This is a genomic window from Geodermatophilus sp. URMC 60 (assembly GCF_053502585.1).
The window spans coordinates 4552654-4576716 of the sequence record NZ_CP199958.1; the positions used below are offsets into that span (position 1 = coordinate 4552654).

At 75.3% G+C, this 24063-nt stretch carries 28 protein-coding genes and 1 riboswitch; of the genes, 20 read left to right on the plus strand and 8 right to left on the minus strand.

Annotated elements, in window-relative coordinates; translation table 11 throughout:
* Positions 1-53 precede the first annotated feature (53 nt).
* From ACWIX3_RS21465 to ACWIX3_RS21485, 5 genes are all read left to right on the plus strand, one after another.
* Positions 54-1157: a serine/threonine-protein kinase gene (locus tag ACWIX3_RS21465; protein ID WP_448609376.1), complete on the plus strand. Its 1104-nt coding sequence runs from the start codon at positions 54-56 to the stop codon at positions 1155-1157.
* 25 nt (positions 1158-1182) lie between these two features.
* On the plus strand, positions 1183-1320 hold the full coding sequence (locus tag ACWIX3_RS21470; RefSeq protein WP_448609377.1) for a hypothetical protein: 138 nt from the start codon (positions 1183-1185) through the stop codon (positions 1318-1320).
* 50 nt (positions 1321-1370) lie between these two features.
* Positions 1371-2492, plus strand: coding sequence for a TRAFAC clade GTPase domain-containing protein (locus ACWIX3_RS21475; protein WP_448609378.1), 1122 nt, complete (start codon positions 1371-1373; stop codon positions 2490-2492).
* Complete coding sequence (locus tag ACWIX3_RS21480) at positions 2489-4156, plus strand: GAP1-N2 domain-containing protein (RefSeq protein WP_448609379.1); 1668 nt, start codon at positions 2489-2491, stop codon at positions 4154-4156. Before ACWIX3_RS21475 ends, ACWIX3_RS21480 begins: the two co-directional genes overlap by 4 nt.
* Positions 4157-4270: 114 nt before the next feature.
* Complete coding sequence (locus tag ACWIX3_RS21485; RefSeq protein ID WP_448609380.1) at positions 4271-4441, plus strand: hypothetical protein; 171 nt, start codon at positions 4271-4273, stop codon at positions 4439-4441.
* A 292-nt stretch (positions 4442-4733) separates the two neighbouring features.
* Here the strand turns inward: ACWIX3_RS21485 and ACWIX3_RS21490 are convergent, their stop codons facing one another.
* Entirely contained in the window at positions 4734-6953 is a 2220-nt protein-coding gene (locus ACWIX3_RS21490; RefSeq protein WP_448609381.1) for a SpoIIE family protein phosphatase, read from the minus strand.
* A gap of 12 nt (positions 6954-6965) precedes the next feature.
* Positions 6966-7316 (minus strand): STAS domain-containing protein, encoded by a 351-nt coding sequence (locus ACWIX3_RS21495; RefSeq protein ID WP_448609382.1) that lies wholly within the window; start codon positions 7314-7316, stop codon positions 6966-6968.
* Between the two features lie 74 nt (positions 7317-7390).
* Between ACWIX3_RS21495 and ACWIX3_RS21500 the strand changes: the two genes are divergently transcribed.
* The 6 genes from ACWIX3_RS21500 (at position 7391) to ACWIX3_RS21525 (ending at position 12111) form a co-directional block, all read left to right on the plus strand.
* Positions 7391-7822, plus strand: coding sequence for an ATP-binding protein (locus tag ACWIX3_RS21500; protein WP_448609383.1), 432 nt, complete (start codon positions 7391-7393; stop codon positions 7820-7822).
* A 2-nt stretch (positions 7823-7824) separates the two neighbouring features.
* Positions 7825-9333, plus strand: coding sequence for a serine/threonine protein kinase (locus tag ACWIX3_RS21505; protein ID WP_448609384.1), 1509 nt, complete (start codon positions 7825-7827; stop codon positions 9331-9333).
* A 79-nt stretch (positions 9334-9412) separates the two neighbouring features.
* Positions 9413-10585: an RtcB family protein gene (locus ACWIX3_RS21510; RefSeq protein WP_448609385.1), complete on the plus strand. Its 1173-nt coding sequence runs from the start codon at positions 9413-9415 to the stop codon at positions 10583-10585.
* Between the two features lie 79 nt (positions 10586-10664).
* Entirely contained in the window at positions 10665-10928 is a 264-nt protein-coding gene (locus ACWIX3_RS21515) for a helix-turn-helix transcriptional regulator (protein WP_448609386.1), read from the plus strand.
* On the plus strand, positions 10925-11434 hold the full coding sequence (locus tag ACWIX3_RS21520; protein WP_448609387.1) for a hypothetical protein: 510 nt from the start codon (positions 10925-10927) through the stop codon (positions 11432-11434). Before ACWIX3_RS21515 ends, ACWIX3_RS21520 begins: the two co-directional genes overlap by 4 nt.
* A gap of 251 nt (positions 11435-11685) precedes the next feature.
* The gene (locus ACWIX3_RS21525) at positions 11686-12111 is read left to right on the plus strand and encodes an STAS domain-containing protein (RefSeq protein WP_448609388.1); all 426 of its coding nucleotides are present in this window, start codon (positions 11686-11688) and stop codon (positions 12109-12111) included.
* 45 nt (positions 12112-12156) lie between these two features.
* Here the strand turns inward: ACWIX3_RS21525 and ACWIX3_RS21530 are convergent, their stop codons facing one another.
* The 3 genes from ACWIX3_RS21530 to ACWIX3_RS21540 form a co-directional block, all read right to left on the minus strand.
* Positions 12157-12381 (minus strand): hypothetical protein, encoded by a 225-nt coding sequence (locus ACWIX3_RS21530; RefSeq protein WP_448609389.1) that lies wholly within the window; start codon positions 12379-12381, stop codon positions 12157-12159.
* 50 nt (positions 12382-12431) lie between these two features.
* Positions 12432-13388, minus strand: coding sequence for a D-2-hydroxyacid dehydrogenase family protein (locus tag ACWIX3_RS21535; protein ID WP_448609390.1), 957 nt, complete (start codon positions 13386-13388; stop codon positions 12432-12434).
* Positions 13389-13457: 69 nt separating this feature from the next.
* Positions 13458-13628, minus strand: a complete 171-nt coding sequence (locus ACWIX3_RS21540; RefSeq protein WP_012949693.1) for a hypothetical protein — start codon at positions 13626-13628, stop codon at positions 13458-13460.
* Positions 13629-13953: 325 nt separating this feature from the next.
* Positions 13954-14105, plus strand: a riboswitch (cyclic di-AMP (ydaO/yuaA leader).
* Between the two features lie 12 nt (positions 14106-14117).
* Here ACWIX3_RS21540 and ACWIX3_RS21545 point away from each other — a divergent pair.
* The gene (locus ACWIX3_RS21545) at positions 14118-14615 is read left to right on the plus strand and encodes a C40 family peptidase (protein WP_448609391.1); all 498 of its coding nucleotides are present in this window, start codon (positions 14118-14120) and stop codon (positions 14613-14615) included.
* Positions 14616-14696: 81 nt separating this feature from the next.
* Here ACWIX3_RS21545 and ACWIX3_RS21550 read toward each other — a convergent pair whose 3' ends face one another.
* On the minus strand, positions 14697-15065 hold the full coding sequence (locus ACWIX3_RS21550) for a hypothetical protein (RefSeq protein WP_448609392.1): 369 nt from the start codon (positions 15063-15065) through the stop codon (positions 14697-14699).
* 205 nt (positions 15066-15270) lie between these two features.
* Here ACWIX3_RS21550 and ACWIX3_RS21555 point away from each other — a divergent pair, with 205 nt between their 5' ends.
* From ACWIX3_RS21555 to ACWIX3_RS21580, 6 genes are all read left to right on the plus strand, one after another.
* Positions 15271-15906 (plus strand): hypothetical protein, encoded by a 636-nt coding sequence (locus ACWIX3_RS21555; protein WP_448609393.1) that lies wholly within the window; start codon positions 15271-15273, stop codon positions 15904-15906.
* Between the two features lie 32 nt (positions 15907-15938).
* Positions 15939-17339, plus strand: a complete 1401-nt coding sequence (locus tag ACWIX3_RS21560; RefSeq protein WP_448609394.1) for an ADP-ribosylglycohydrolase family protein — start codon at positions 15939-15941, stop codon at positions 17337-17339.
* Positions 17340-17470: 131 nt separating this feature from the next.
* Positions 17471-18841: a GntP family permease gene (locus ACWIX3_RS21565; RefSeq protein ID WP_448609395.1), complete on the plus strand. Its 1371-nt coding sequence runs from the start codon at positions 17471-17473 to the stop codon at positions 18839-18841.
* A 71-nt stretch (positions 18842-18912) separates the two neighbouring features.
* Positions 18913-20184 carry a CaiB/BaiF CoA transferase family protein gene (locus ACWIX3_RS21570; protein ID WP_448609396.1) on the plus strand — a complete coding sequence of 424 codons (1272 nt, stop codon included), beginning with the start codon at positions 18913-18915 and terminating at the stop codon, positions 20182-20184.
* On the plus strand, positions 20181-21083 hold the full coding sequence (locus ACWIX3_RS21575; RefSeq protein ID WP_448609397.1) for an HpcH/HpaI aldolase/citrate lyase family protein: 903 nt from the start codon (positions 20181-20183) through the stop codon (positions 21081-21083). The genes ACWIX3_RS21570 and ACWIX3_RS21575 overlap by 4 nt, the downstream gene beginning before the upstream one ends.
* Before the next feature lie 53 nt (positions 21084-21136).
* On the plus strand, positions 21137-21985 hold the full coding sequence (locus tag ACWIX3_RS21580; RefSeq protein ID WP_448609398.1) for a carbohydrate kinase family protein: 849 nt from the start codon (positions 21137-21139) through the stop codon (positions 21983-21985).
* 68 nt (positions 21986-22053) lie between these two features.
* Here ACWIX3_RS21580 and ACWIX3_RS21585 read toward each other — a convergent pair whose 3' ends face one another.
* Positions 22054-22341: a DUF3303 domain-containing protein gene (locus ACWIX3_RS21585; protein ID WP_448609399.1), complete on the minus strand. Its 288-nt coding sequence runs from the start codon at positions 22339-22341 to the stop codon at positions 22054-22056.
* Between the two features lie 153 nt (positions 22342-22494).
* Between ACWIX3_RS21585 and ACWIX3_RS21590 the strand changes: the two genes are divergently transcribed.
* Complete coding sequence (locus tag ACWIX3_RS21590; protein ID WP_448609400.1) at positions 22495-23013, plus strand: HAD domain-containing protein; 519 nt, start codon at positions 22495-22497, stop codon at positions 23011-23013.
* 348 nt (positions 23014-23361) lie between these two features.
* On the opposite strand, the gene ACWIX3_RS21595 is transcribed toward ACWIX3_RS21590, so the two are convergent.
* Positions 23362-23766 (minus strand): NrtR DNA-binding winged helix domain-containing protein, encoded by a 405-nt coding sequence (locus ACWIX3_RS21595; protein WP_448609401.1) that lies wholly within the window; start codon positions 23764-23766, stop codon positions 23362-23364.
* Between ACWIX3_RS21595 and ACWIX3_RS21600 the strand changes: the two genes are divergently transcribed.
* Positions 23767-24024, plus strand: coding sequence for a hypothetical protein (locus ACWIX3_RS21600; RefSeq protein ID WP_448609402.1), 258 nt, complete (start codon positions 23767-23769; stop codon positions 24022-24024). It begins immediately after the preceding gene.
* The last annotated feature ends 39 nt before the right edge of the window (positions 24025-24063 follow it).

Consider the following 24063-nt stretch of genomic DNA (forward strand, 5'->3'; position numbering starts at 1 on the left):
AGGCAGAGGACCTAGCCTCGGCCCCACCGCCGTCGATGGGAGGCCGCACGACCGTGGACGAGGCGCTCGACCCCGCCGGAGCGGTCGCCGACCTGGCCGGGACCCGCCAGATCGGACTGCTCGAACCCGGGGACCCGGACCGGATCGGTCCCTACGACCTGCTGTGCCGGCTGCCGCGCGGCGGCCAGGGCGCCGACGTCTTCGTCGGGTCGGCCGGGCCGGAGGGCGCGCTGGTCGTCATCAAGCGGCTGCCCGAGGGGGCGCCGGAGCTGGCCCGCAAGCGGCTGGCCCGGGAGGTGGAGAACGCCGCCCGGGTGAAGAGCTCCCGGGTCGCCAGCATCGTCGACCAGGACCTCGACGCCGAGGCGCCCTACTACGTGCAGCAGTACGTCTCCGGGACGCCGCTGGATGAGTTCATGGCGCACCGCTCCGGCGGGCTGAACGCCGAGGAGCTGCGCCGCATCGCGATCGGGCTGCTGCGCGCGCTGCGCGACGTGCACGCCGCGGGCGTCGTCCACCGCGACGTGAAGCCGGGCAACATCATCATCTCCGGGGACGACGTCTGGCTGGTCGACTTCGGCATCAGCCGCTACATCGGCTCCGAGCCGTCGTCGGGCACCGCGACCACCGGGATGGCGGCGCTGGGCACGAAGCTGTTCGCCAGCCCCGAGCAGCTCGCCGGGGCGGTGCTCACCGAGGCCAGCGACGTCTACAGCTGGGGCATGGTGATCGCCTACGCGGCCGGCGCGGTGCACCCCGTCGACCCCGACGACACGATGCCCGACTCCGACTACTACCTGGCGCTGCGAGCGGGCCGGCTGGACCTGACCGGGGTCCCGGCCAACCTGCTCGACAGCGTGGAGAAGGCGCTGCGGTTCAACCCCGAGCGCCGCCTGACGGTGGCCCAGCTGGCCCGCCAGGTGGAGCAGCGCACCCGCTGGCTCGGGGAGACCTCGGAGATCCCCGACCCGCGGACGACGATGCTCGACCTGCGCTCCCTCGGCGCGGTCACCGAGGCGGCGCGCTACGAGCTGGCCCGGCTGGAACGGGCGGTCGCCGACACCTGGACCGGCTTCGCCGTGGCCGCCGCGGTGATGGTGCTGCTGGGCGTCGTCGCCGGGCTGCTGCTCGCCGTCCTGTACCACGTCGTCTTCTGAGCCCCGACCCTCGAGGAGGAGCACCGTGTCCGGGATGTACGAGCGCGCGCTGGCCCAGCAGCGGCTCGACGCGCGCCGCCAGCGGTTCCGGGAGCGGCAGCGCGTGCTGCTGGCCGTCCTCGCCGCGAGCACCATCGTCTTCTTCGCGCTGTTCGTCCGCTGACGATGCGCCGCCGCGTCTGCCCCCGCTGCCTGGAGCCCCTGACCGCGCCCGTGTGGCGCGACGCCACCGGTGCACCCACCCGGCCGCCGGTCGAGCGCCGCACCCGCTGGCAGCGGCTGCTCGACCCGCTGCGCACCGACCCACAGCCGGTGCCCACCGTCCGGGAGGCCGCCGGCGCGGCCGCGGCCAACGTGGTGCCGACCTGCCCGCGCGGGCATCGGCTGCCACCGGAGTACCTCGACCGGCCGACGATCGTGGTGGGCCTGGTCGGGCTGACCGGCGCGTCCAAGAGCACCTACCTGACGGTGCTCATCGACCTGCTGCACGAGGGCGCACTGGCCCCGCTCGGCGTCTCCGTGGAGATGGACGAGGAGAGCGCCGCCCGCTTCGACGACCACCGCTACCGGCTGCTGGTGCAGCGCCAGCAGCTGCCGCTGACCCTGCCGCTGCTGGGCGAGGGCAGCTCACCCGAGCCGTTCATGCTCGTGCTGCGCGGCACCGGCCGGAACGGCGCCGAGCGCGCGGTCAACCTGGTCTTCTTCGACGCCTCCGGCGAGCAGCTGTACCGCAGCGAGGACATGGGCCTGTACGGCAGGTTCCTCTACGCGGCGACGTCGCTGCTCGTCGTCCTCTCCCCCGGCGTCTTCCCGCGGCTGCGCTCGGTGGCCGACCCCGGCGAGGACTCGATGGGCCTGGCCCGGCACACGCAGATGGTGGTCAACCTGGCCAACGTGCTGCGCGCCGCCCGCAACCTGCCGCCGGACGCGCACGTGGACGACGTGGCGACCGCCGTCGTGCTGAGCAAGGCCGACAAGCTCCGCGGGGTGCCCGACTTCCCGGCCGAGACGCTGCGCGACCCCGACCTGCGGGCGATGCCGCTCGCGCACTGGTTCGCCGACGTGCGCGCCAACAGCTCCCGGCTGGTCGACTTCCTCGAGGTCAGCGGCGGGTCGAACCTGCTGACGGCGGTGCTGCACCGGCTGCCCCGGCCGACCGTGCACGCGGTCTCGGCGACCGGCGCCGACGCCCGGGACGGCGGCTACCCGCGGATCGCGCCGGTCGGCGTGCTCGACCCCCTGCTGGTGCTGCTGGCCCGCTCGGGCTTCCTCTCCGAGGAGGGGCTCGACCCCGAGGAGTACGGCGCGGGCCTGCGCGGCGAGTGGTCCCGGTGAGCGGGCGGGCCTGCCCGCAGGCGCTCTACACCTCGGCCACCCGCACGCTGGAGGGTCCGGGGTTCGGCGTCTACGCGCACTCGGCCGACTGGCCGGCCGAGGTCGGCCGCACCCGCAAGGTGCTCGGCGCGCTGGTCGGCTCCCGGCCCGAGGACGGCGAGGCCTACGGGGTGCTCTCCCGCGGCGCGGGCCGGGTGCTCTACCGGGCGGTGGCCGCCCGTGCCGACGGCTTCGGCCGCCCGGGCAACTACCTGGTGCACCTGCTGTGGGACGGGAGCGGCCGGCTGGGCGTGCGCGAGCTGCTCGCGCTGCGCCGGGCCGGGCGGTTCCTCGACGCGCTGCCCGAGGACTCCGCCCCCACCGCCGAGCTGCCGCCGCTGCGGGTGGCGATCGCCGACCGGGCCGCACCGGCGCTGACCCCCGACGAGGTCGACGCGCTCACCCCGCCCCTGGCCGGGCTGCTGGCCACCCTCGCGGCGGGCTCGGGCAGCTGCGCGCTCCCGGTCCGGACGGCGTCGGGGCGGGAGGTGGCCGAGGTGCTCTTCGCCGTCCTGCCGCGCGCGCTGACCAGCGGCGTCTCGCTGCACACCGGAACCCGGGGGGACGACGGCGACACCGCGCCGGTCGCCGTGCGGCTCACCGACGCACCCGCGCGGACTGCGGCCGCGGCGCACGACACCGAGCGCGCCCGCACGCTGCTCGAGGCGGCGAGCAAGGCCGAGCTCGCTCCCGACGAGCTGGCCGACCTGCGCCGCCTCGACGCGTGGCTGTTCGCCGACACCTGGTCCGAACAGGACGCCGCCGGGTTGTCGGCCGACCAGGTGGCCAGCGTGCTCGAGTCGTCGGCCGCACCGCGCTGGCTGGCGCGCGGGGGCAACGTGGCCGCCGCGCTGGACCTCGCCGGGGACAGCCCGGCCGTCGAGACGGCGCTGCGGGCGGCGGTCGACCGGTGGCCGACGGTCGCCGAGCTGGTGCGGGGCCGGGTGCTGGCGGCGCTGCTGGACGAGGTGTTCGACGGCGCCGCGGGCCCGGCCGAGCTCGCCGTCGAGGTGGCCGGGGTCGGGCAGGCCGACCTGTGCGCGGCTCTGGCCGGCGAGGTGCGCCGCGGGCGCCGGATCGCCCGGCTGGACCGCGCCGCCGGCCTGCTGGTCGAGCAGGCGCTGACCCTCGGCGTCGACCTGCCGCTGCTCGGGCTCACCGGCCAGAACTGGGAGCTGGCGCTGCTGGCCACGCGCCGCGAGGTCGTCGGCGACGCGCTGGTCGCCCAGTGGCGGTCGTCGGGCGGGTGGACGGCGGCGCACGGCGAGCTGCTCGGGCACCTGCTGGTCGCCGATCCGGGTTGGCTGTCGCGGCTGGGCGACACCGTCCCGGTGCCGGCGCTTCCGCCGGCGCTGCGGTGGGCCGCGCTGCGCATGGACGTGTCCGGCGTCGAGGAGCTGGCCGCCGCGGTCGCGACCGGGGCGGGCGCCGGCCGCGGGTGGGCGCTGCGCGAGGTGGTGTTCGGCTCGGAGCTGCCCGCCGGCGAGGTGGACCAGGTGCTCGGCCGGCGGCTGGAGCTGCTGCTGGTGGACGACGGCTGGCCGCAGGAGGTGGCGCGGTCCTTCGCCCGCAGCCGGGGCGGCGACGACGCGTCGTCCCGCCGCCGCCGTCGCCGGGGTGACTGATGGAGGACCCCCTGCCCCAGTGGTCCCACCCGCCACAGCCGCCCCCGGCCACCTCACGCGCCTCCGGCCCGTCTCCTAGCCTCGGTGGGGACCACGCACGGAAGGACTCTCATCGTGGCCAAGCACCTGCTGGACGAGACCGCCGAGTTCAGGCTCCCGACCTCCGGACGGCACGCGGCGGACGGTGGCGACGACGCGGCCGACCGCACGCAGCGGTTCGACGCGGGTGTGCGTCGCCAGCCGCCGGTCCCGGGCCGTCCGGACGCCGACGGCCGCGCTCGGTAGCGGCACCACCGCTGCAGGAACGAGCCGCCTCGGCGGCAGTACTTCCGCGAACCTCCACCCCTGCTTCGCATGCGAAGCAGGGGTGGAGGTTGCCGGAGGGACGTCGGTCCGGGCGGCTCGGTCGGCGGATGGTGAGGAGGCCGGCGGTCACGGTGGTCCCCGCCACGCCCGGCGCACACCTCCACGCGACCTCCACCCCTGCTCACCGTGCGGGGAGCGGCGTAGGTCGGATCCACCGCTGCCCACCAGGGGGGCAGGGGCGGAGGTCGGGGAGGGAGCGGTCCGGCGCGGCTCAGGTGCGCCCGAGGCCGACCAGGGTGACGTCGTCGGTGTCCGGCGGGTCCAGGGCGGCCAGCACGTCGTCCAGCAGCGCCTCGGGCTCGCCGCCGGCCGCGACCGTGGCGCACAGCGCGTCCAGCCGGTCGGGCAGCGGGACGTCGCGGCGCTCCACCAGCCCGTCGCTGTAGAGCAGCAGCCGGTCGGGCCCGGCCAGCCGGACCCGGGTTTCGGCGTAGTCGACCTCGTCGAGCAGGCCCAGCGCCGGACCGCGCCCCTCGGAGAGCAATCGCACCCCGTCGGCCGCGACGTGCAGCACCGGCAGGTGGCCGGCGTTGGCGACCGCGACCTCCCCGGTCTCCGGGTCCAGCTCGGCGACGACCGCGGTGGCCAGCTCCCCCGGCAGCAGCGCGGCGATCACCTCTCCCAGCCCCTGCAGCGCGGCGGCCGGGCCGCGGTCGCGCAGCAGGTGGGCGCGCAGCGCGTGCCGCAGCTGGGCGGTGACCGAGGCGGCGGCCAACCCGTGCCCGGCGACGTCGCCCAGCACGATCGCCAGCCGGCCGCTGGGCAGCGGCACCAGGTCGTACCAGTCGCCGCCGACGACGTCCGCGGCGCTGGGCCGGTACCGGGCGGCCAGCGCGACGCCGGGCACCTCCGGCAGTGCTTCGAGCAGCAGGGTGCGCTGCAGCGCCGCGGCCAGCCGGTCGTCCTCCCCGGCCCGCAGCAGCGCCGACTCGGTGAGGTGCGCGGCCAGCTCCTGGGCGGCCTCGACCTCGTGCGCGCGCCACGGCGTCGCCGTCCCGCGCACCGTCTCGCGCCACGCGGCGAACGAGCGGCGCGGGGACAGCCGCGGCCCGGACTCCGTCTCGACGGTCTTGGGCGTGTGCGGGTTGCCGCCCCAGGTGACCTCGCGGGGGGTCTCCGGCCGGAACCAGGCGAGGAAGTCCCCGCGCCCGCCGCCCACCTCGACGGCGAGCAGGCCGCTGGCGGTGTCGGCGACGTCGGCCGCCTCGGGCACCACGCTGCCGAGCGCGTCGGTCGCCGAGCGCACCTGCGCCAGCAGGGCCGCGACCAGCCCGGGCACCCGCTCGGCCGGCGGGGTGCGGCCGAGCAGGTGCAGCCGGCCGTCGAGACGGACGGCGGCGCCCGCGGCGGGCAGCAGGTCCAGCACGGTCGGCGTCCCCTCGGTCAGCGCCTGCGCCGGGGTCCGGGGGGCGCGGCCGAGCGCGGCCACCAGCTCGGCCCGCCGCTGCGCCACCGCCACGACGCGGCCCTGCTCACCGTCCTCGACCGTGGTGTGCAGCAGCAGCGAGGCGGTGCGGCCGAGGAATTCCGCGGCCACCCGGTCGGCGTAGGAGGGGCGGTGCGGGCCGCTGTAGTGATGGCACGAGATGAGCCCCCACAGCCGGCCGCGGTCGAGCAGCGACACCGACATCGACGCGACCACGCCCATGTTGGCCAGGTACTCCAGGTGCACCGGCGAGACGCTGCGCAGCATCGCCCCCGAGAGGTCCAGCGGGTGCCCGGTGACCGGGTTCGCGGCCGGCTCGAGCGGCACCCTCCGGTAGGTCGCGTCGGGGATCAGCCGCAGCCAGTGGGTCGCGTAGAGCGCGCGGGCCTGGGCGGGGATGTCGCTGGCCGGGTAGCGCAGGCCGAGGAAGGGCTCGAGGTCCTCGCGCCGGTCCTCGGCGACCACCTCGCCGTTCCACTCGGGGTCGAAGCGGTAGACCATCACCCGGTCGAAGCCGGTGAGCGCCCGCACGTCGCGGGCCAGTGAGGCGGTCAGCTCGTCGAGGGTGCCGCCGGCCGACAGCCGCTGCAGCACCAGTGCCAGCCGGGCGTGCCAGACCGCGTCGGCCTGCTCGGCGCCGGCGAGCGGCTCCCACTCGGTGAGCAGCAGGCCGTCGGCGCGGTGGACGACCAGGTCGACGTCGGCACCGCCGACGGTCACCCGCAGCGGGTTGAGCTCGACGAGGTCCCCGGCCAGGCCGGCGCGCAGCCGGTCGAGGTCGGTGGGGGCCAGCACGTCGGCGAGGGACGCCGGGGTCGCGCCCAGGACGTCGGCCGCGTTGGCCGAGGCCACCACGACGGCGAGGTCGGGCTCGGTCACGGCCAGCAGCGCGCCGTGCGGCTGGATCGCACCGGGGACGGCGATCGGCTCGTCCGCGCAGCGCTGCAGGGCGTCCTCGTCGACCCCCGAGACGTCAGTGGGAGGCGTGCTCGCGGTCAGCGTCATCGCCGGCCGACCCTACGGACCGACCTCGTTCCCCGTCAGGCTGGGCGACTCGACGATGGGCACGATCGCCCGCAGCTCGAGCAGGTCCACCACCAGCCGCACCGGCCGGTTGGCGCGGGGGCAGACGACCTCGAGCGCGACGCGCTCGCGGGCGGCGCGGCGGGCGATGCGCGCCAGCTCCCGGGCTCCGGAGCTGTCGAGGAAGGTCGTCTCGGTCAGGTCGACCACCAGGGACTGCGGCTGCTGGGACAACTGTGACTCCGCGGCCTCCACGAGGCGCGGGGCGGTCGCCAGGTCCAGCTCTCCGCGTACTGTCAGCGCCGGCCGCCCGAGGACCGTGGTCCGTTCGACGTCGAACTGCACCGATCGATCCTCCCATTCGAGAACGCGCAACCTGAGCAGCCTAGATGCCTGCAGGCGGGAGAGGGGGACCCGGCGTGGACATCGCCTTCACCGTCCACCTCCCGGTGGACACCGGCAGCGTCCCGTTCATCCGCGGGCTGTGCCGGCAGGCCCTGGAGCACCTGGACGTCGAGCACACGGTGATCGACGAGATCGCGCTGGCGCTCACCGAGGCCTGCGCCAACGTCGTCCAGCACGCCGGGGACCACGCCGAGTACGAGGTCGCGGTGGCCATCGACGACCGGCTGTGCCGGATCAGCGTGGTCGACAGCGGCGAGGGCTTCGACCCCGCCGAGCTGCCCGCGCGGGACGAGCGCTCGCCGCTGGAGGACGGCCGCGGCCTGCTGCTCATGCAGGCGCTGGTCGACCGGCTGGACTTCCGGCACGAGCCCGACGGGCGGCACCGGGTCACGCTGCAGAAGCGCCTGGCGCCGCACCCGACGCTGCGCCTGGTCGACCCCGTCTGAGCATGGCGGCAACGGGAGACGTCCTGCAGGACCGCTACGAGCTCCGGTCGCTCATCGCGACCGGGGGCATGGGCGAGGTCTGGCGCGGGCAGGACCGGGTGCTCGGCCGCGAGGTCGCGGTCAAGGTGCTCAAGAGCCAGTTCACCGGCGACCCGGTCTTCCTGACCCGGTTCCGCACCGAGGCGCGCCTGTCGGCCGGGCTCACCCACCCGAACATCGCCGTCCTGCACGACTACGGCGAGGTCGAGCCGGCCTTCCCCGGCGGTGACCGGCTGGTCTACCTGGTCATGGAGCTGGTGGACGGTGAGCCGCTGTCGGCGGTGCTGGCGCGCGAGGGGCCGCTGACGCCGGAGCGCACGCTGGACCTGCTGGGCCAGGTCGCCGCCGGGCTGGCCGCCGCGCACGCGGCCGGGGTCGTGCACCGTGACGTGAAGCCGGCCAACCTGCTGGTCCGTCCCGACGGCACCGTGAAGATGACCGACTTCGGCATCGCCTGGTCGGCCGCGAACGCCACCGTCACCCGCACCGGCCACGTCGTCGGGACGGCGCAGTACCTCGCGCCCGAGCTGGTGCAGGGGCGGAAGGCCACTCCCGCCGTCGACGTCTACGCCTGGGGCACGGTCGCCTACGAGTGCCTCACCGGGCGCCGTCCCTTCGACGGGCCCGACTCGGTCGAGGTCGCGATGCGGCGGCTCACGGAGACGCCCGCGCCGCTGCCGGCCGGCGTCCCTGCGCCGGTGCGCGAGCTGGTCGAGCGCACCCTCGTGACCGACCCGGCCGCGCGCATCCCCGACGGCGCCGCGCTGGTCCCCGCCGTCGCCGACGCCGCCGCGGGCCGTGCGCCGGAGCCGGCCGACGAGCGGACCGCGACCCGCGTGCTGCCCGTCGTCCCCGCGCAGCAGCCGGCCACCGCGACGCTGCCGGTCGGCCCGGCCGCGGCCGCCGCCGTGCTCCCGGTGCCGCCCACGCCCGACGACGAGGACGACGGCCGCGGCCGGGTGCGCCGGCTGGTGGTGCCGGTGCTGGTCGGGCTGGTGGCCACGGCGCTCGTCGTCACCGGCCTGGTGCTCGGGAGCCGCGACGTCCCCACCGCCGCGCCGGCCGCGGCCGCCCCCACCACCTCCGCCCCGGCGACGTCCGTGCCGCCGGCGTCCGTCGCGCCGCGGTCCACGGTCCCCTACGTCCGGGTGGACTCCGCCGACCACGTCGGGCAGCAGGTGACCGCGGTGAGGGCCTGGCTGACCGGCCTGGACCTGACGGTCACCCTGGTCGCGGTGGAGCGGGACGACGTCCCCGACGGGCAGGTCCTCGCGCTGGAGCCGACCGGCGAGCTCCCGGTCGGGACGACGGTGACGGTGGCCCACGCCGTCGCCCCGACGCCTCCGCCGACGACCGCCGCGCCGTCCCCCACGCCGACCGCCGAGGCGACGGCCGGCAAGGAGCGCGGCCGGGACCGCGAGCGCGGGCGGGACCGCGACAAGGACGACGACGACGAGAAGGACGACGACTGAGCTCCTCGCGAGGGTAACCGGGGCGGACGGCGGGGCAGGACTGCTCCACCGTCGCGCCACCGACCGGAGCGAGAGGGACATGGAGAAGATCAGCGACCGCCTCCTGAACTGGGCGTCGATCCTGGAGCCGACCACCCGCGTGCAGGCGGAGCGCACCGCCTCGATGCCGTTCGTCCACCCGCACGTGGCGCTGATGCCCGACGCGCACCTCGGGCTCGGTGCGACCGTCGGGTCGGTGATCCCGACCGACCGCGCCATCATCCCGGCGGCGGTCGGCGTGGACATCGGCTGCGGGATGATGGCCGTGCGCACCCAGTTCACCGGGGACGACGTCCGCGGCCGCAACCTGGCCACGCTGCACGAGCAGGTCTCGCGGGCGATCCCGCTGTCGGCCGGCCGCTACAACAAGAAGCTGCGCGAGACGGCGGCGGCACGGGTCGCGGAGCTGCGCGACCTGCCGGGTGTGGCGCAGGCCGACGGCGTCGCGCACAACTGGCCGCTGCAGCTGGGCTCGCTCGGCTCGGGCAACCACTTCATCGAGGTCTGCCTGGACGAGCACGACCGGGTGTGGCTGTTCCTCCACTCGGGCTCGCGCGGGGTCGGCAACCGGCTGGCGTCCAAGCACATCCGGGTGGCGCAGGACCGGTGCAGCGGCATGGACCTGCCCGACCGCGACCTGGCGTACCTGGAGGAGGGGACGGCGGAGTTCGACGCCTACATCGAGGCGCTGCACTGGGCGCAGCGGTTCGCCGCGCTCAACCGCGAGGAGATGATGGACCGCCTCGCCGAGCAGGTGTCGCAGTTCTTGAGTGGGCGTGGCCGGACCGAGGAGGTGCACCGCGCGCAGGTGGTGCAGTGCCACCACAACTACACCGAGCGGGAGACGCACTACGGCACCGAGGTGTGGCTCTCGCGCAAGGGCGCCATCTCCGCGCGGACCGGCCAGTGGGGTCTCATCCCGGGCTCGATGGGCGCGGCGTCCTACGTCGTCGTCGGCAGGGGTGACGTCGCGTCGCTGACCTCGGCACCGCACGGAGCCGGGCGCAACCACTCGCGGGGTGCCGCACGGCGGATGTTCACCCGCGCCGACCTCGACCGGCGGATGAAGGGCATCGCCTGGGGCCGCTCGGACGCGTTCCTCGACGAGCACCCCGACGCGTACAAGCCCATCGACCAGGTGATGGCCGACGCTGCCGACCTGGTGGAGGTGCGGCACACGTTGCGCCAGGTGGTCAACGTCAAGGGTGACTGACCGGCCCCTGCCAGGCACGTGCAGGGCGCGATGTCGGGTGTACTTGACGTGGTGTCCAGTAGACCCGACACTCTTCGCCATGGGGCGGACCTCGGCGAAGGGGCGGCGCAACGCGGTGCGCGCGGCCCGGACGGCGTCGGGGCTCACCCAGGCCGAACTCGCGAGCGCCGTCGGGGTGACGCGGCAGACCGTGGTGGCGGTGGAGGCCGGGGACTACGCGCCGTCGGTCTACCTCGCGCTGGCGATCGCCGCCCGCCTCGACCGCACCGTCGAGCAGCTGTTCGGCGAGCAGCCCGAGGCCGACCGGCCAGGGCGAGGGTCCGAGGTGGAGGTGGGTCGGTGAGCGGGGACGACGACGTGCAGCCCGGTGCACGGGACGGCTGGTTCATGCGTGCGGCCGGTGTGGTCGGCGACCTGGACCACCCGTTCTACGAGGAGGAGCGCCAGCGCGACGTCTGGAACGAGGCCTGCGCCGTCGGGCTCCAGGCGGCGCTGTGGCTGGGGCTGGCCCTGGCGACGGCGATGGTGTGGCTGGGCGGTGCGACGGGCCTGCCCTACGCCCTGGCGGTCTTCGCCGTCGTCGTCGGCGTCACCTCCTGGGTGACCGTCCTCTACGCGCAGCAGCTCGGTGTCCGCGTGGAGGACCCGGCCGGGCTGCTGAGGCTCCGGCTGGTGCCCTACCTGGTGCTCCTCGCCCTGTTCCTCGCGGGCGTGTTCCGGGTCGCACCGGCCGGCGGGTTCCTCGGCGGCATGGCCCAGGGTGCCGCGTTCGGCGGCGGGGCCGTGACGCTGTGGCTGCTCGTGAGCGGCCTGCGCGCCCGGCGCCGCGCGCGGAGCGACGGGGCCTGACCGCCGGCACGCCCTCGGCCGGGGCCGGCGAGCGGGCGGCGGACGTCCCGGTCGGGGCCGGGCGGGCCCCCGACCAGCAGGACGGCGTGTCGACACGATCCGGTGGTAGACGATCCCATCGCGCACCAGCCGAGACGGGCTGGTCCTGTTAACGTCGGGGACCGGGTCGAAGAGCTGGCCCGGACGCGCCGTCCGTGGGACGCCGTCCGGCGGTGATCCCGCCGACCCGGCGCTCCGCAAGGGGGATCACCATGCCCGCACGTGCCATCTCGCAGCGGCCGCTCGAGCGTCCGCTGCTGCTGTCGATCGACCTCCGGAACGGCTGCGTCACCGCCGCCGGCGAGCTCGACCGCCTCGTCGCCCACCGGCTCGGGGATGCACTGCACGCGCTCGGCGTCACCGGCCACCGCACCTGGACCATCGACGCCGCGGGCCTCACCTTCTGCGACGCCGCGGGTCTGCGGGCGCTCGCCGCGGGCGCCGCGCTGGCCGAGGACCGCGGCTGCGTGCTGCGGCTGGTCGCCCCCTCGCCGTTCACCGTCCGGCTGCTGCGGCTGACCGGCATGGCCGACCTGCTGGACCGCCCGGCCGCCCGGCCGCCGCTCGGCGTGGCCCAGGCGCGAGGCGGACGGCGCGCTCCGGTCGTGGGCAGGCCGACGATGCCGCGCACCAGCTGACCGGGCCGCGCACCAGCTGACCGGGCGGGCGGCAGTGGTGGCGGGTCAGCCGCTGTTCCGGCCGCCGAGCGGGTGGTCGGTGTCCGGGACCCCGCTGGCGGCCTCACCGGGGTTGGTCGACATCTCGCCGTCCCGCGCCGCGCGCGGCTCCTCCTGCTGGGACGGGGGACCGACCTCGCCCGCCTCCGGCCGCTCGCCGGGCAGGACGTCGTCGTCGGGTCGCTCGTTGGCGCCGCCGTACGGGCGGCCGGTCATGTTGCCCTCGGTCATCGCAGACCTCCTCGTCCCGGGCCCGGAGGGGTACCCGGGCCCGGCACGGGTCACGCGGGAGCGATGACCCGCACCGGCTCGCCGCGGAGCCAGGCAGCGACGTCCTCGACCGCGTCGCCGTAGAAGACGCGGTAGGTGTCGCGGGTGACGTAGCCCAGGTGCGGGGTGAGCACGGTGCGCGGGGCGCGGCGCAGGGGCGAGTCGGCGGGCAGCGGCTCGCGGTCGTGGACGTCGAGACCGGCGCCGGCGAGGCGGCCCTCGGACAGGGCCTCGATCAGGGCGGCCTCGTCGACGATCGGGCCGCGCGAGGTGTTGACGAGGATCGCGCCGGGCTTCACGCGGGCGAGCTCGTCGCGGCCCACCAGCCCGCGGGTGCGGTCGGAGAGGACCAGGTGGACCGTGAGGACGTCGGCGGTGGCGAACAGCTCGTCGCGGTCGACGCGGCGCACGCCGGCCTCCGCGGCGCGCTCCTCGGTGAGGTTCTGGCTCCACGCGACGACGTCCATGCCGAAGGCCTGGCCGATGCGGGCGACGCGGGTGCCCAGCCGGCCGAGGCCGAGAACGCCGAGGCGGGCGCCGGCGAGGTCGGTGCCGACGGTGCGCTGCCAGCCGCCGGCCCGCACCCCGGCGTCCTCCTCGGGGACGTGGCGGGCCACGGCCAGGACCAGCGCCCAGGTCAGCTCGACGGTGCCGGTCGGGTGGGCGCCGGTGCCGCAGACGGGGATGCCGCGCTCGGCGGCCGCAGCGACGTCGATGGCGGTGTTGCGCGCGCCGGTGGTGACCAGCAGCCGGAGCCGCGGGAGCCGCTCGAGCAGGGTGCGCGGGAACGGGGTGCGCTCACGCATGGCGACGACGACGTCGAACCCGGCCAGCCGCTCGGCGACAGCCTCCTCGTCGTCGAGGTGGTCGGCGAAGCTGACGACGTCGGCATCCTCGGGGAGGCGCGACCAGTCGGCGAACTCGGCGGCGACGGACTGGAAGTCGTCGAGGACGGCGATGCGCAGCACGGTCCCCGAGCATGACGGCGACCCCCGCCCGGTGCGAGCGGGGGTCGCCGTGCGATCAGGGGCGGGTGCTCAGCGCACGGGGCCGCGGCCGTAGCCCCGGCCGCCGCCCTGCTTCTTGTTCTGCTCGCCCATCTTGGCGATGAACTCCTTGATCTTCGCCTGGTTCTGCGGCTTGCGGGCCTCCTGGATGACCTTCGCCGCGAGCCCCGAGGCCAGGACCTTCCTCAACATGCCGGCCATGGTGTTCCTCCTTGGGTCGGTTGCCTCTCGTCGTGCCCGTGGAACGGCCGGTCCAACCACGACCCTGTCAGAGCTCTCTGCATGGGACCCCACACGGTGCGCACAGGCGCTCCGCGATCAAGGAAACTTTTCGATAACGCTCTGAGCAGCGCGTTTCCCCTGCACTTCCAGGCGCCGCCAGTGGCGTTCGTGGTGCTCAGCCCGGCGAGTCGCGCTCCGTGCCGGCCACCGTCCCGGACCCCCGTCCTCGCTTTGAGCAGGGCCCTAGGGCCCACCTAGCCTCGGTCGCCGTCCGGAGGGCCCGCGTCGCTGACCTTGTGACACCCGCCGGACGCCGCCGAACCGTGCACCGGTCGATGACCGGTGCGCAGGCCGGGGACCCACCGCAGCACTGGGGTGAAGCGCGACTCGTCGCGCCGGGCGACTCCCCCGTCCGAACCCGTCAGCTAACCCGGTAGGCGGTCGTGGAGAACAGGAGAACCGTCGTCGATGACGACTGCCCGCACGACCTTCGCTCGCCGCTCGTTCCGCGGCGTCGCCGTCGCCGCCATCGCCGGCGCCGGGATCGCTCTCTCCCCCCTCCCGGCCTCGGCTCACACCGCCGTCGCCGCTCCGGTCTCGGCCGCCGCGGTCAGCAGCGCCGCCCAGACCGCCGTCAACACCGCGCTGGCCCAGGTGGGTGACCGGTACGTGTACGGCGCCACCGGTCCGAACTCCTTCGACTGCTCGGGGCTGACCACCTTCTCCTACAAGGCGGCCGGCGTCTCCCTGCCGCGCACGTCCAGGGCGCAGTCGACGTTCGGCACCCCGGTGTCGAAGGCCAACCTCCAGCCGGGTGACCTGGTGTTCTTCTACAGCCCGGTCTCGCACGTGGCGATGTACATCGGCAACGGCAAGATCGTGCACGCGCTGAACGCCAGCAAGCCGGTCCAGGTCATGAACCTCGACTCCATGCCGAGCTACGCGGGCGCCCGCCGGGTCGCCTGACCTGCGCTGAGCGGCGAGATCACCGATCCCGCACGGCCACGACGCTGTGGGCGTGCGGGATCGGCGGTCCCGACCGGGCGGTCAGCCGCAGGGGTGCGGCGGCTGGTCGGCCGGCTGGAGCGAGAACACCGACGCGGCGTCCTGCGGCCAGGTGCGCAGGAAGAGCAGGCCGTACCGCTCGTTGAGCAGGGCGTCGGGGCCCGAGGTCTCGACGAGGTCGAGCAGTCGACCGGACTCGTGGTTGCGGAACCGCCGGAGCTCCGCCCCGCAGGCGAGGGTCAGCACGTCCCCGACCGCGCCCATGACGACGACGGCGGTCCAGGTGTCCTCGGGGCTGCTGTCGCAGAGCAGCACGCGGGTGGGCTGGACGGCGTGGCCGGCGGCACGGCTGGTGCAGAGGGTCGTCCGGCCGCTGTGCGGGGCGGTCGGCCCGAGCTCGCGATCGGTCACGGCGTACTCCTGTCCTGCGGCGCCTCCGGCCGTCCGGGCCGGCTGGGGACAGTGCAGCACCGCGGGGTCCCGGTGCGCTCGCCGCAGACGCCGTCGTCCCCCGGTCGCGCGGGTGATGGCCGATCCCGGTGACGCACGGTCAGCTCCTCCTGCGCGCCGCCCGGCACGTGTGCAGGATCGGGGCACCGGCGGGTACGGCGCCGACGTGGACGGACGCACGCTGCTGCTGGGTGACTGGACGCCGATCGTGCGGGACGGCATCGACGTCCTTCGGCTGGCGATCTTCATCGGAGCCGCGGTGTACGCGGCCGACGGCCGATGGGGATCGGCGGCCCTGCTCACCGTCCTGGGGGCCGTCACGCTCGTCGCACGGCTGGTGAACCTGCCGCGGCTCTACGACCTGGCGCTGACCCTGGGCATGGCGCTGCAGGGGTTCGGCGAGACGCTGGGCCTGTACGACCAGTTCGTCCGCTTCGACGACCTGGTGCACTTCACCCTGCCGATGCTCACGGCCCCGGTCGTCTACATCGCGCTGGCCCGGCTGGACGTCGTCCCGGACCCGCGCGACGAGACGCACCTGCAGCACTACGTGGGCATCGGCGTGGTCACCGCGGCGCTCGGCATCGCCATCGGGGCGTTGTGGGAGCTGTTCGAGTGGCGTTCCGACGCGTGGTTCGGAACCCAGCTCTCGGAGGACAACGACGACACCAACGGTGACCTGTTCCGCGACACCCTCGGGTCGCTCGTCGGCGCCGGCTTGCTGGTCGTGTGGGCCCGCTTCGGCTGGGGCTCGGTGCGGCGCATCCCCGGCGTGAACACGCACGAGGAGGTCAGCGCCTGACCGCGGGACGTCCGGCGCCGCAGGATGCTCGGGTGACCCCGCGCATGCACCGCTCGCACCGCGCCGCCGGCGCGCTGGTCGGCTCGGCCGTCGGCGACGCGCTCGGCGCGCCGTTCGAGTTCGGCCCGCCCGGGCAGTTCTCCGCCCGCTTCCCCACCCCGGCCCGCGGCGCGCACACCGAGATGTGCGGCGGCGGAGCGCTCGGCCGGGAGCCCGGCGAGTTCACCGACGACACCCAGATGGCGCTGCTCGTCGCGACATCGCTGGTCGAGCGCCGCGGCCTGGACGAGGCCGACCTGTTCGACCGCTTCCTGCGCTGGGCCGAGGCCGATCCGCCGGACATCGGCGTGCAGACCCGCGCCGTCCTCGGCTCCGGTCTGCCGTGGGACAGCGCCGCGGCAGAGCACTTCCGCCGCACCGGGCGGTCGGCCGGCAACGGCTCGCTGATGCGGGCGACGCCGGCCGCCGTCCGGTTCGCGCGCGAGGGCCGCGAGGCCACCACGGACGCCGCCCGGCGCATCTCGGCGCTGACCCACGGCGACCCGGCCGCGGGCGAGGGCTGCGCGGTCTTCCACGAGCTGGTGCGGGTGGCCCTCGACGGGGAGGACCCGCTGGCCGCCGTCCCCACGGCGCTCGAGGCGGTGGCCGACGAGCACCGCGCGCGGTACGCGGAGGTGCTCGCGCCGGACTGGACGCCGGAGCCCGGCACGCCGAACGGGGCGGTGTGGCCGACGCTCGGCCAGGCGGTGTGGGCGCTGCGGCACGGGACGTCGTTCGCCGAGGTGCTGCGCCTGGTCGTCGACCTGGGCGGGGACACCGACACGGTGGCCGCGGTCGCCGGCGGGCTGGCCGGGGCCGTGTACGGGATGGGCGGCATCCCGATGCGCTGGTCGTCGGTCGTCCACGGGCGCATCCCCGGGCACGGCGACCGGGTGTGGCGGCTGGCCGACCTGCAGCAGCTGGCGGCCGCGCTCGACGGCGGCGCGCAGCAGAGCTACGACCCCGGTGTGATCCCGCGGATCGGTCCGCAGGAGGTGCTGCCGGGCATCTGGGCGGGCAACCTCGACGGCGCCCGCTACAGCGAGGAGGACTTCGCGGTCATCTCGCTGTGCCGGCTGGGCGAGCCGTTCCCCCACGTGCTGCACCGCATGGCCTACATCGCCGACAGCGACCACAACGCCGACCTCGACGTCATGCTGGCCGACGTCCTCGACGACATGACGGCCCTGCGCGCCGAAGGGCACCGGCTGCTCGTGCACTGCCACGGCGGCGCCTCGCGGACCGGGCTGGTGCTGCGCGCCTGGCTGGTGCGCGAGGAGGGGATGACGGCGCAGGAGGCGACGGCGTACGTCGCCGGGCGCTGGCCGCACCTGGGTCTGTGGAACGACAGCTTCACCGCCGCCTTGACCCGACTGGAGGAGAGCCGCCGCTGAGCGTGACGGAGCCCGGACCACGACCGCCGCTGGGAGCGCGATCCGGGCCGGCCCTCTACCAGGACTTTCGCCCTCCGTGGTCACATCGTCGCGCCAGAGTGGCGGCCGCCACACAGAGGTGCGGCCGCGGAATGGGGACCGACGTGATCATCCTGCACGCGAGCATCGCCATCCTCGCCGTCCTGCTCCTGATCATCGTGCTCAAGGTCGAGCCCATCATCGCCCTGGTCGTGGGCTCGCTGTACCTGGGGATCGCGGGTGGCGTGGGCCTCGTCGGGACGCTGGAGACGATCGTCACCGGCTTCGGCGAGATCATGGCCGAGGTCGGCCTGCTCATCGGCTTCGGCGTGCTGCTCGGCGCGATGCTCTTCGCGCTGGGCGCGTTGCAGAGGTTCGTGGCCCTGCTGCTGCGGCTGCTCGGGGCCCGCCGGCTCCCCTACGCGATGAGCGCCGCACTCACCACGCTCTTCCCCTCCATCTACGTCGACGTCCAGCTGGTGCTGGCCTCGCCGCTGGCCCGCTCGGCCGCCCCGCACATCGGACCGCGCGGACTGCCGCTGATGGCCGGTTCGCTCACGTCCGGCATCCTCGTCGGCTACGTCTTCGTCATCCCCGGCCTCGGGACGCTCTCGATCGCCGGCCTGCTCGGCATCCCGCTCGGCACCATGCTGGTCTACGGCCTGGTCGTGGGCCCGGTCACCGCGGTGGTGACCACGTACCTGTTCGGCCTCATCCTCAAGCGCGGTCTCTGGAAGCCGGAGTCCGACGAGCACGAGACCCAGGCCCTGCGGGACGAGGAACGGGCGGCGAGCGAGCGGGACGGCGCGAACGACGTCGCCATGCCGGCACTGGGGATCTCGCTGCTGCCGGTCCTCGTGCCGCTGGTGCTCATCGCCACCGGCGCCTTCGCCACGGCCGCCGGCGTGGAGAACCCGGTCATCGACTTCCTCAGCAACCCGGTCTTCGCCCTGTTCCTCGGCATGGTCGGCGCCTACGTGCTCACCCGGCGCACGCTCGGGCGCGAGCGCACGGACGACGCCGTGGCCACCGGCCTGAGCACCACCGGGCAGATCCTGCTCATCACCGGCATCGGCGGCTCGCTCGGCGCGGTCATCGGCGAGACCGACCTCGACCAGCGCCTGGGCGCCCTGTTCTCGGCCCAGTCCGGCGCCTCGGTGATCCTGACGCTGCTGCTGGCCTGGCTGATCGCCGCGCTGCTGCACTTCGCGATCGGGTCGATCTCGGTCGCGGCGATCGCGGCCGCCGGCATCCTCGCGCCCGTGCTCGGCACGCTGGACGTCGCGCCCGTCGTGGTGGGTCTGGCCATCGGCGCCGGCGCGCTGTTCGCGCTGCAGGTGAACAGCAACTTCTTCTGGATGTTCCAGAGCCTGCTGGGGATCTCCACCTCGGGTGCGCTGAAGGCGCTGACCCTCGTGACCGCGCTGGCCTCGGTCGTGGCGCTGCCGATCATCATCGTCCTCGGCTTCGTCGTCCCCGCCTGACCTGCCGGGCCGGCGGTGGAGCCCGGCACCCGGACGACCTCGGAACCCCAGATGGGAATGGCTGACACCGCATGACGCACAGCACCACCACTCCGCCCGCCGCCCGGACGCCGCTGCTCGCCGGGGTGCGCGTCCTCGACCTCTCCACGATGATCGCGGCGCCGACCGCGGCGGCGATCCTGGCCGACTACGGCGCGGACGTCGTCAAGGTCGAGATGCCCGGCACCGGCGACTTCGTCCGCCGCTTCGGCCGGCAGAAGGACGGCCAGGGCCTGTACTGGAAGGCGCTCTCGCGGGGCAAGCGCTCGGTGGCGCTGGACCTGCGCCGTCCCGAGGGCCGCGACCTGGTGCTGCGGTGGGTCGAGCACTTCGACGTCCTCGTCGAGAACTTCCGCCCGGGCACTTTGGAGCGCTGGGGCCTCGACCCCGCCGACCTGCGTGCGGCCAACCCGCGGCTGGTGGTGCTGCGGGTGACGGCGTACGGCCAGGACGGCCCCTACCGCGACCGGCCCGGCTTCGGCACCCTCGCCGAGGCGCTGGCCGGCCTGGCCTCGGTGTCGGGCTTCGAGGACCGGCCGCCGCTGCTGCCGGCCTATCCGCTGGCCGACATCATGGCCGGCAACCTCGGTGCGACCGCCGTCCTCGCCGCGCTGCTGCGCCGGCAGGCCACCGGGACGGGCGACACCATCGACCTGGCCATCTACGAGGCCGCGCTCAAACTGGTGGAGATCAACGTCCTGGAGTACCAGCAGACCGGGCACGAGCACGGCCGCACCGGCAACCGGTACGGGCCGGCCGCGCCGCGCGGCAGCTACCAGTGCCGCGACGGGCTGTGGATTGCGCTCAGCGGCAGCACCCAGCCGATGGCCCAGCACGTGCTGCGGACCATCGGCGGCGAGTCCCTCGTCGAGGACCCGCGGTTCCGGACCAATGCCGACCGCGTGCAGCACGTGCAGGAGCTCGACGACCTGATCGCCGCGTGGTGCCGCACCCGGGACCGGGACGAGGCCATCGCCGAGCTGACCGCCGGCGGCTGTGCGGTCGGCCCGCTGGAGAGCGTCGCGACGATGCTCGACAACCCGCAGGTCCGGCACCGGGGGTCGATCGTCGAGGTCGAGGACCCCGACCTCGGGCCGCTGGCGATGACCAACGTGTACCCGGCGTTCCAGGACGGCGGCACCGTGATCGGCCGGCCCGGTCCGGCGCACGTCGGGGCGGACACCGACGCCGTCCTCGCCGCGGACCTCGGGCTCTCCCCCGAGGAGCTCGCCGCGCTGCGGGAGGCGGGCGTGACGACCGGACCGCCCACCGTGCCGCCGGGCCACCAGAAGGACGCGGTGTGACGCCGCGCGTCGACCGTGAGGCGGCACTGCACCGCCGCACCCAGCTGTTCGTGCCGGCCGTCCGGCCGGAGTTCCTGCCGAAGGCGGCCGCGTCCGGGGCGGACGCCGTCATCGTCGACCTCGAGGACAGCGTGCCGCCGGCCGAGCGCCCCGGAGCCCGTGCCGCGCTGCCGTCCGCCTTGGCCGCGCTGCGGGGCGTGGACTCGGTCCTGGTCCGGGTCAACCCGGACGACGACCTGCGGGACGACGTCGAGGCGGCGGTGCTGGCCGGTGCCGACGGCGTGCTGGTGCCGAAGGTCGAGACCCCCGAGCACGTGCAGGTGGTCGAGGAGCTGGTCAGCCGAGCCGAGCGGGTCCTCGACGTCCCGGGCCGAGCGGTCGAGGTGCAGCTGCTGGTGGAGACACCGCGCGGACTGCTGCGCGTCGCCGAGATCGCGGGCGCCGGGGCCCGGACGACGGCGCTGGTGCTGGGCGTCGAGGACCTCGCTGCCGAGCTCGAGGTCGACCCTGCGGCGGAGGGGTTCGACGTCCGGTGGGCGCACGGCCTGGTCGTGTGCGCGGCGCGGGCGCACGGGCTGGCGCCCTACGGGCTGCTGGGCAGCCTGGCGAACTACCGGGACCTGCCCGCGCTGGCCGCGGACGGCCGGGCCGCGCGGGCCTTCGGCTACGTCGGCGCCCTGTGCATCCACCCGGCTCAGGTGCCGGTGCTGGCCGAGGCGTTCTCCCCGTCGGCGGAGCAGGTGGCGCACGCGCGACGGGTGCTCGACGCGCTCGCAGCCGGAGAGCGGGCGGGGACGGCGGCGGTGTCGGTGGACGGCCGGATGGTGGACATCCCGACGGCGACGCGCGCCCGTCGCCTGCTCGCCCGTGCCGGGGTCCGAGGTCCTGGCCTGCCGTGACCGCGGCTGCGCCCCGCTGGCCGCGCCCGGCACGACCCGGCCCGGTGGTGGCGGTGGGGAAGCTGGTGGCCGACCAGCTGCTGGAGCTGTCCGCGCCGCTGGTGGTCGGGGGGCAGCAGCGGGTGGTGCGGACGACGACGGCGGGCGGCGCCCCGGCCAACGTGACGGCCGGCGTGGCCTGCCTCGGTGCGCCGGCCCGGTTCGCGGGCTGGGCCGGGGCGGACCCGCTCGCCGACGGGTTGCTGGCCGGCCTCGCCGGGCGCGGCGTCGAGGTCGCGGTGGTGCGCCGCGGCCGGGCGCCGTTGTCGACGGTGCTGGTGCACCCGGACGGCGAACGCACGCTGCTCACCGACCGCGGTGAGGGCGGTCTGGAGCCGGCCGACGTCCGCGTCCCGTGGGTCACCGGCGCCGCCGTCGTCCACCTGGACGGTTACGACCTGCTGCGCTTCCCCGAGGCGGTGCTCGCCGTCGCGTCGACGGCGCACGACGCCGGGGTGCCGGTCAGCGTGGACGTCGCCGCCGCGGCCCGGATCGAGCGCCACGGGGTCGGCACGTACGTCGACCTGCTCGCCGGGCTGCGGCCGGACCTGCTCTCCTGCAACGCCGCCGAGGCCGCGGTGCTGGGACTGGACGGCGACCTGCCGGCGTGGGCGCCGGAACTGGTGCTGGTGCACGCCGGGGCGCGGCCGACCCGGGTGGAAACGCCGGCCGGCACAGTGGAGGTGCCGGTCGAACCGCTGCCGGGGGAACGGCTGCGCGACACGACCGGCTGCGGGGACGCCTTCGTCGCTGGAGTGCTGACCGGCTGGCGCACCGGGGCATCCGTGCTGGGCGCCGTCCGGACCGGTCACGCAGCCGCCGCGCTGGTCGCCGGTGTGATCGGCGGACAGCCGCCGTCCTGAGGGTCGCGGGCGAGACGCCGGACGGGACCGACACGAAGGTCCCAGTCAGCCGTGCCGTGCCGAACCCGCTACCCGACTCCGCGGGCCTGGGCGGCGACGGCGTCCAGTCCGGCCACCACAGGCTCGACCGTGAAGGTGACGGGCTCGTACGCGGTGGCGAGATACCGCAGGTCGGCCGGCTCGTCGGTCTCGACGACGGCGTACCCGCCGAGCCCGACCCGTGCGACGAACCGGTGGAAGGTGAGGCTCCTCGGCAGCCGCCCCACCGAGAAGGCCTCGCGGACCCGCTCCTGTGCTGCCTCGTACTCCGCGACCGACTCCGTCGGCCGCTCCCGCCAGGTGACGACGTACTCCATCCCGCCCCCTCGGACGTCGTGTGGCACATCGAGGCTCCCGGGGGGCGCAGCGGCGACACCAGAGGACGACGACCCCGACCGGTCCCGACGGCGCTCGGTCGGTCGGCGACGGACGCGCGTCACTCGGCCGCGCTGCCGCAGCAGGATGGGCGCATGGCCTCGACCCGGGACGTCCCCATCCTGCTGCTGGACGTCGACGGCGTGCTCAACGCGGCGCGCGCCGACCTGCCCGCGGGGTGGGAGCGGGGCACCTTCAACGGCTACGTGCTGACCTGGGACCCGACGATCACGGCCCGGCTGCGGGCGCTGCACGGGTCCGGCCGGGTGGAGATCCAGTGGCTGACCACCTGGACGACGGACGCCGACCGGCTGCTGGCCGAGCCGATGGGGCTGCCCCGCGGACTGGTGACCCACGCCCGCGCCGACACCGCGCCGACCGGGTTCGCCGGTGTGTTCGGCGGCCGGTCGGCCTGGTGGAAGCTGACCGCCGCGCAGGCGGTCGCGGAGGCGCATCCGGACCGGCGGATCGTGTGGGTCGACGACGACCTGGCGATGCAGGCGGCCGACACCGGGGACTGGCTGGCGGCGAACCCGCACGTGCTCGTGGTCGCGCCGGACCTGTTCGTCGGGTTGACCCACGACCAGCTGGACGCGATCGAGGCGTGGCTGTGAGCTGCCGGCGACCGTCGCTGCACCCTCGTCCGGCCGGGCAGTCGCACCCGGACGACGACGAGCGCTGAGCCCGAGCCGCCTGGTCCACCTTCCGCGAACGTCCGCCGCTGCTTCCCCCTCCGCCGCTGCTTCCCCCTGTGAGCAGCGGTAGAGGTTCGCGGGGGAGATGTGGTGCCCCGGCAGCCTCGGCCCCCGCCCTCACTGTGCGCAGGCGTCGAGCGTCGCGCCTCGGGTCCGGCTGCGGAGGCGGCGACGTCGAGTGCGGGACGTCCAGCGCGTGCTCGCGGTCCGGCCGGCGCGTCCACCCGTCCCAGCCGCTCCGGCGTCGGGACCGGGCCCTGCCACGGATCACCGGCGGACGTAGAGCTGCGCCGGCTTGCCGACCGTCCCCTCCGACCTCCGCCGGGTCTCGTCGAGCATGGGCAGCATCGCGCGGCGAAAGGTGTCGGCGGAGTAGTCGAGGCCGCCCGCCACGGCCTCGTGCAGCCGGAACAGCGATCGCATCGTGAACGGCTGGTCCAGGAGCCCGTCCGGGTCGGGGCGTTCGGCGTAGGCCGTCCGCACGTCCGCCGCGGCCCGCCGCACGATCTCGTCGTGGTCGAACAGCAACCCGCGGACCTCGTCGACCGGGCGCACGCACACCTCCTCCGGCCGCGCCTCCAGCACCGGCTGGACCGCCCGCCACGGCAGCGCTGCGACGTGCGCGACGGAGAGGACCCAGCCACGGTCGTCACGGCTCGGTTCGTCGAACACGTGCAGCTGGCGCGGCGCGACGTCCGGCGTCAGCCCGGCCTTCTCCCGCAGGCGCTCCTGGTCACGGCGGCCGACAAGACGCACAACGGTCTGTGCATCGCCGCGGACGTCCGCCGCTACGGGGAGGAGTTCTGGTGGACGTTCAACGCGAGCCGGAACGAGCTGCTCTGGTACTGCACCAGCGTCGAGCGGGCGGTGGCCGACGCCTGCCGGGCAGCTCGATCGCCGACGCGCTGCGGCGAGCCGTCGACGAGTTGATCGCAGCGGCCGACACCAACGGTCGGCCATCCCGGCGGC

What these genes read in the sequence shown, in the direction of transcription:
- ACWIX3_RS21490 (WP_448609381.1), bottom strand. Translation starts at nt 6,953, where the DNA reads ATGACGCTGACCGCGAGCACGCCTCCCACTGACGTCTCGGGGGTCGAC.
- ACWIX3_RS21505 (WP_448609384.1), top strand. Translation starts at nt 7,825, where the DNA reads ATGGCGGCAACGGGAGACGTCCTGCAGGACCGCTACGAGCTCCGGTCG.
- ACWIX3_RS21510 (WP_448609385.1), top strand. Translation starts at nt 9,413, where the DNA reads ATGGAGAAGATCAGCGACCGCCTCCTGAACTGGGCGTCGATCCTGGAG.
- ACWIX3_RS21515 (WP_448609386.1), top strand. Translation starts at nt 10,665, where the DNA reads ATGGGGCGGACCTCGGCGAAGGGGCGGCGCAACGCGGTGCGCGCGGCC.
- ACWIX3_RS21525 (WP_448609388.1), top strand. Translation starts at nt 11,686, where the DNA reads ATGCCCGCACGTGCCATCTCGCAGCGGCCGCTCGAGCGTCCGCTGCTG.
- ACWIX3_RS21530 (WP_448609389.1), bottom strand. Translation starts at nt 12,381, where the DNA reads ATGACCGAGGGCAACATGACCGGCCGCCCGTACGGCGGCGCCAACGAG.
- ACWIX3_RS21540 (WP_012949693.1), bottom strand. Translation starts at nt 13,628, where the DNA reads ATGGCCGGCATGTTGAGGAAGGTCCTGGCCTCGGGGCTCGCGGCGAAG.
- ACWIX3_RS21545 (WP_448609391.1), top strand. Translation starts at nt 14,118, where the DNA reads ATGACGACTGCCCGCACGACCTTCGCTCGCCGCTCGTTCCGCGGCGTC.
- ACWIX3_RS21565 (WP_448609395.1), top strand. Translation starts at nt 17,471, where the DNA reads ATGGGGACCGACGTGATCATCCTGCACGCGAGCATCGCCATCCTCGCC.
- ACWIX3_RS21570 (WP_448609396.1), top strand. Translation starts at nt 18,913, where the DNA reads ATGACGCACAGCACCACCACTCCGCCCGCCGCCCGGACGCCGCTGCTC.
- ACWIX3_RS21585 (WP_448609399.1), bottom strand. Translation starts at nt 22,341, where the DNA reads ATGGAGTACGTCGTCACCTGGCGGGAGCGGCCGACGGAGTCGGTCGCG.
- ACWIX3_RS21590 (WP_448609400.1), top strand. Translation starts at nt 22,495, where the DNA reads ATGGCCTCGACCCGGGACGTCCCCATCCTGCTGCTGGACGTCGACGGC.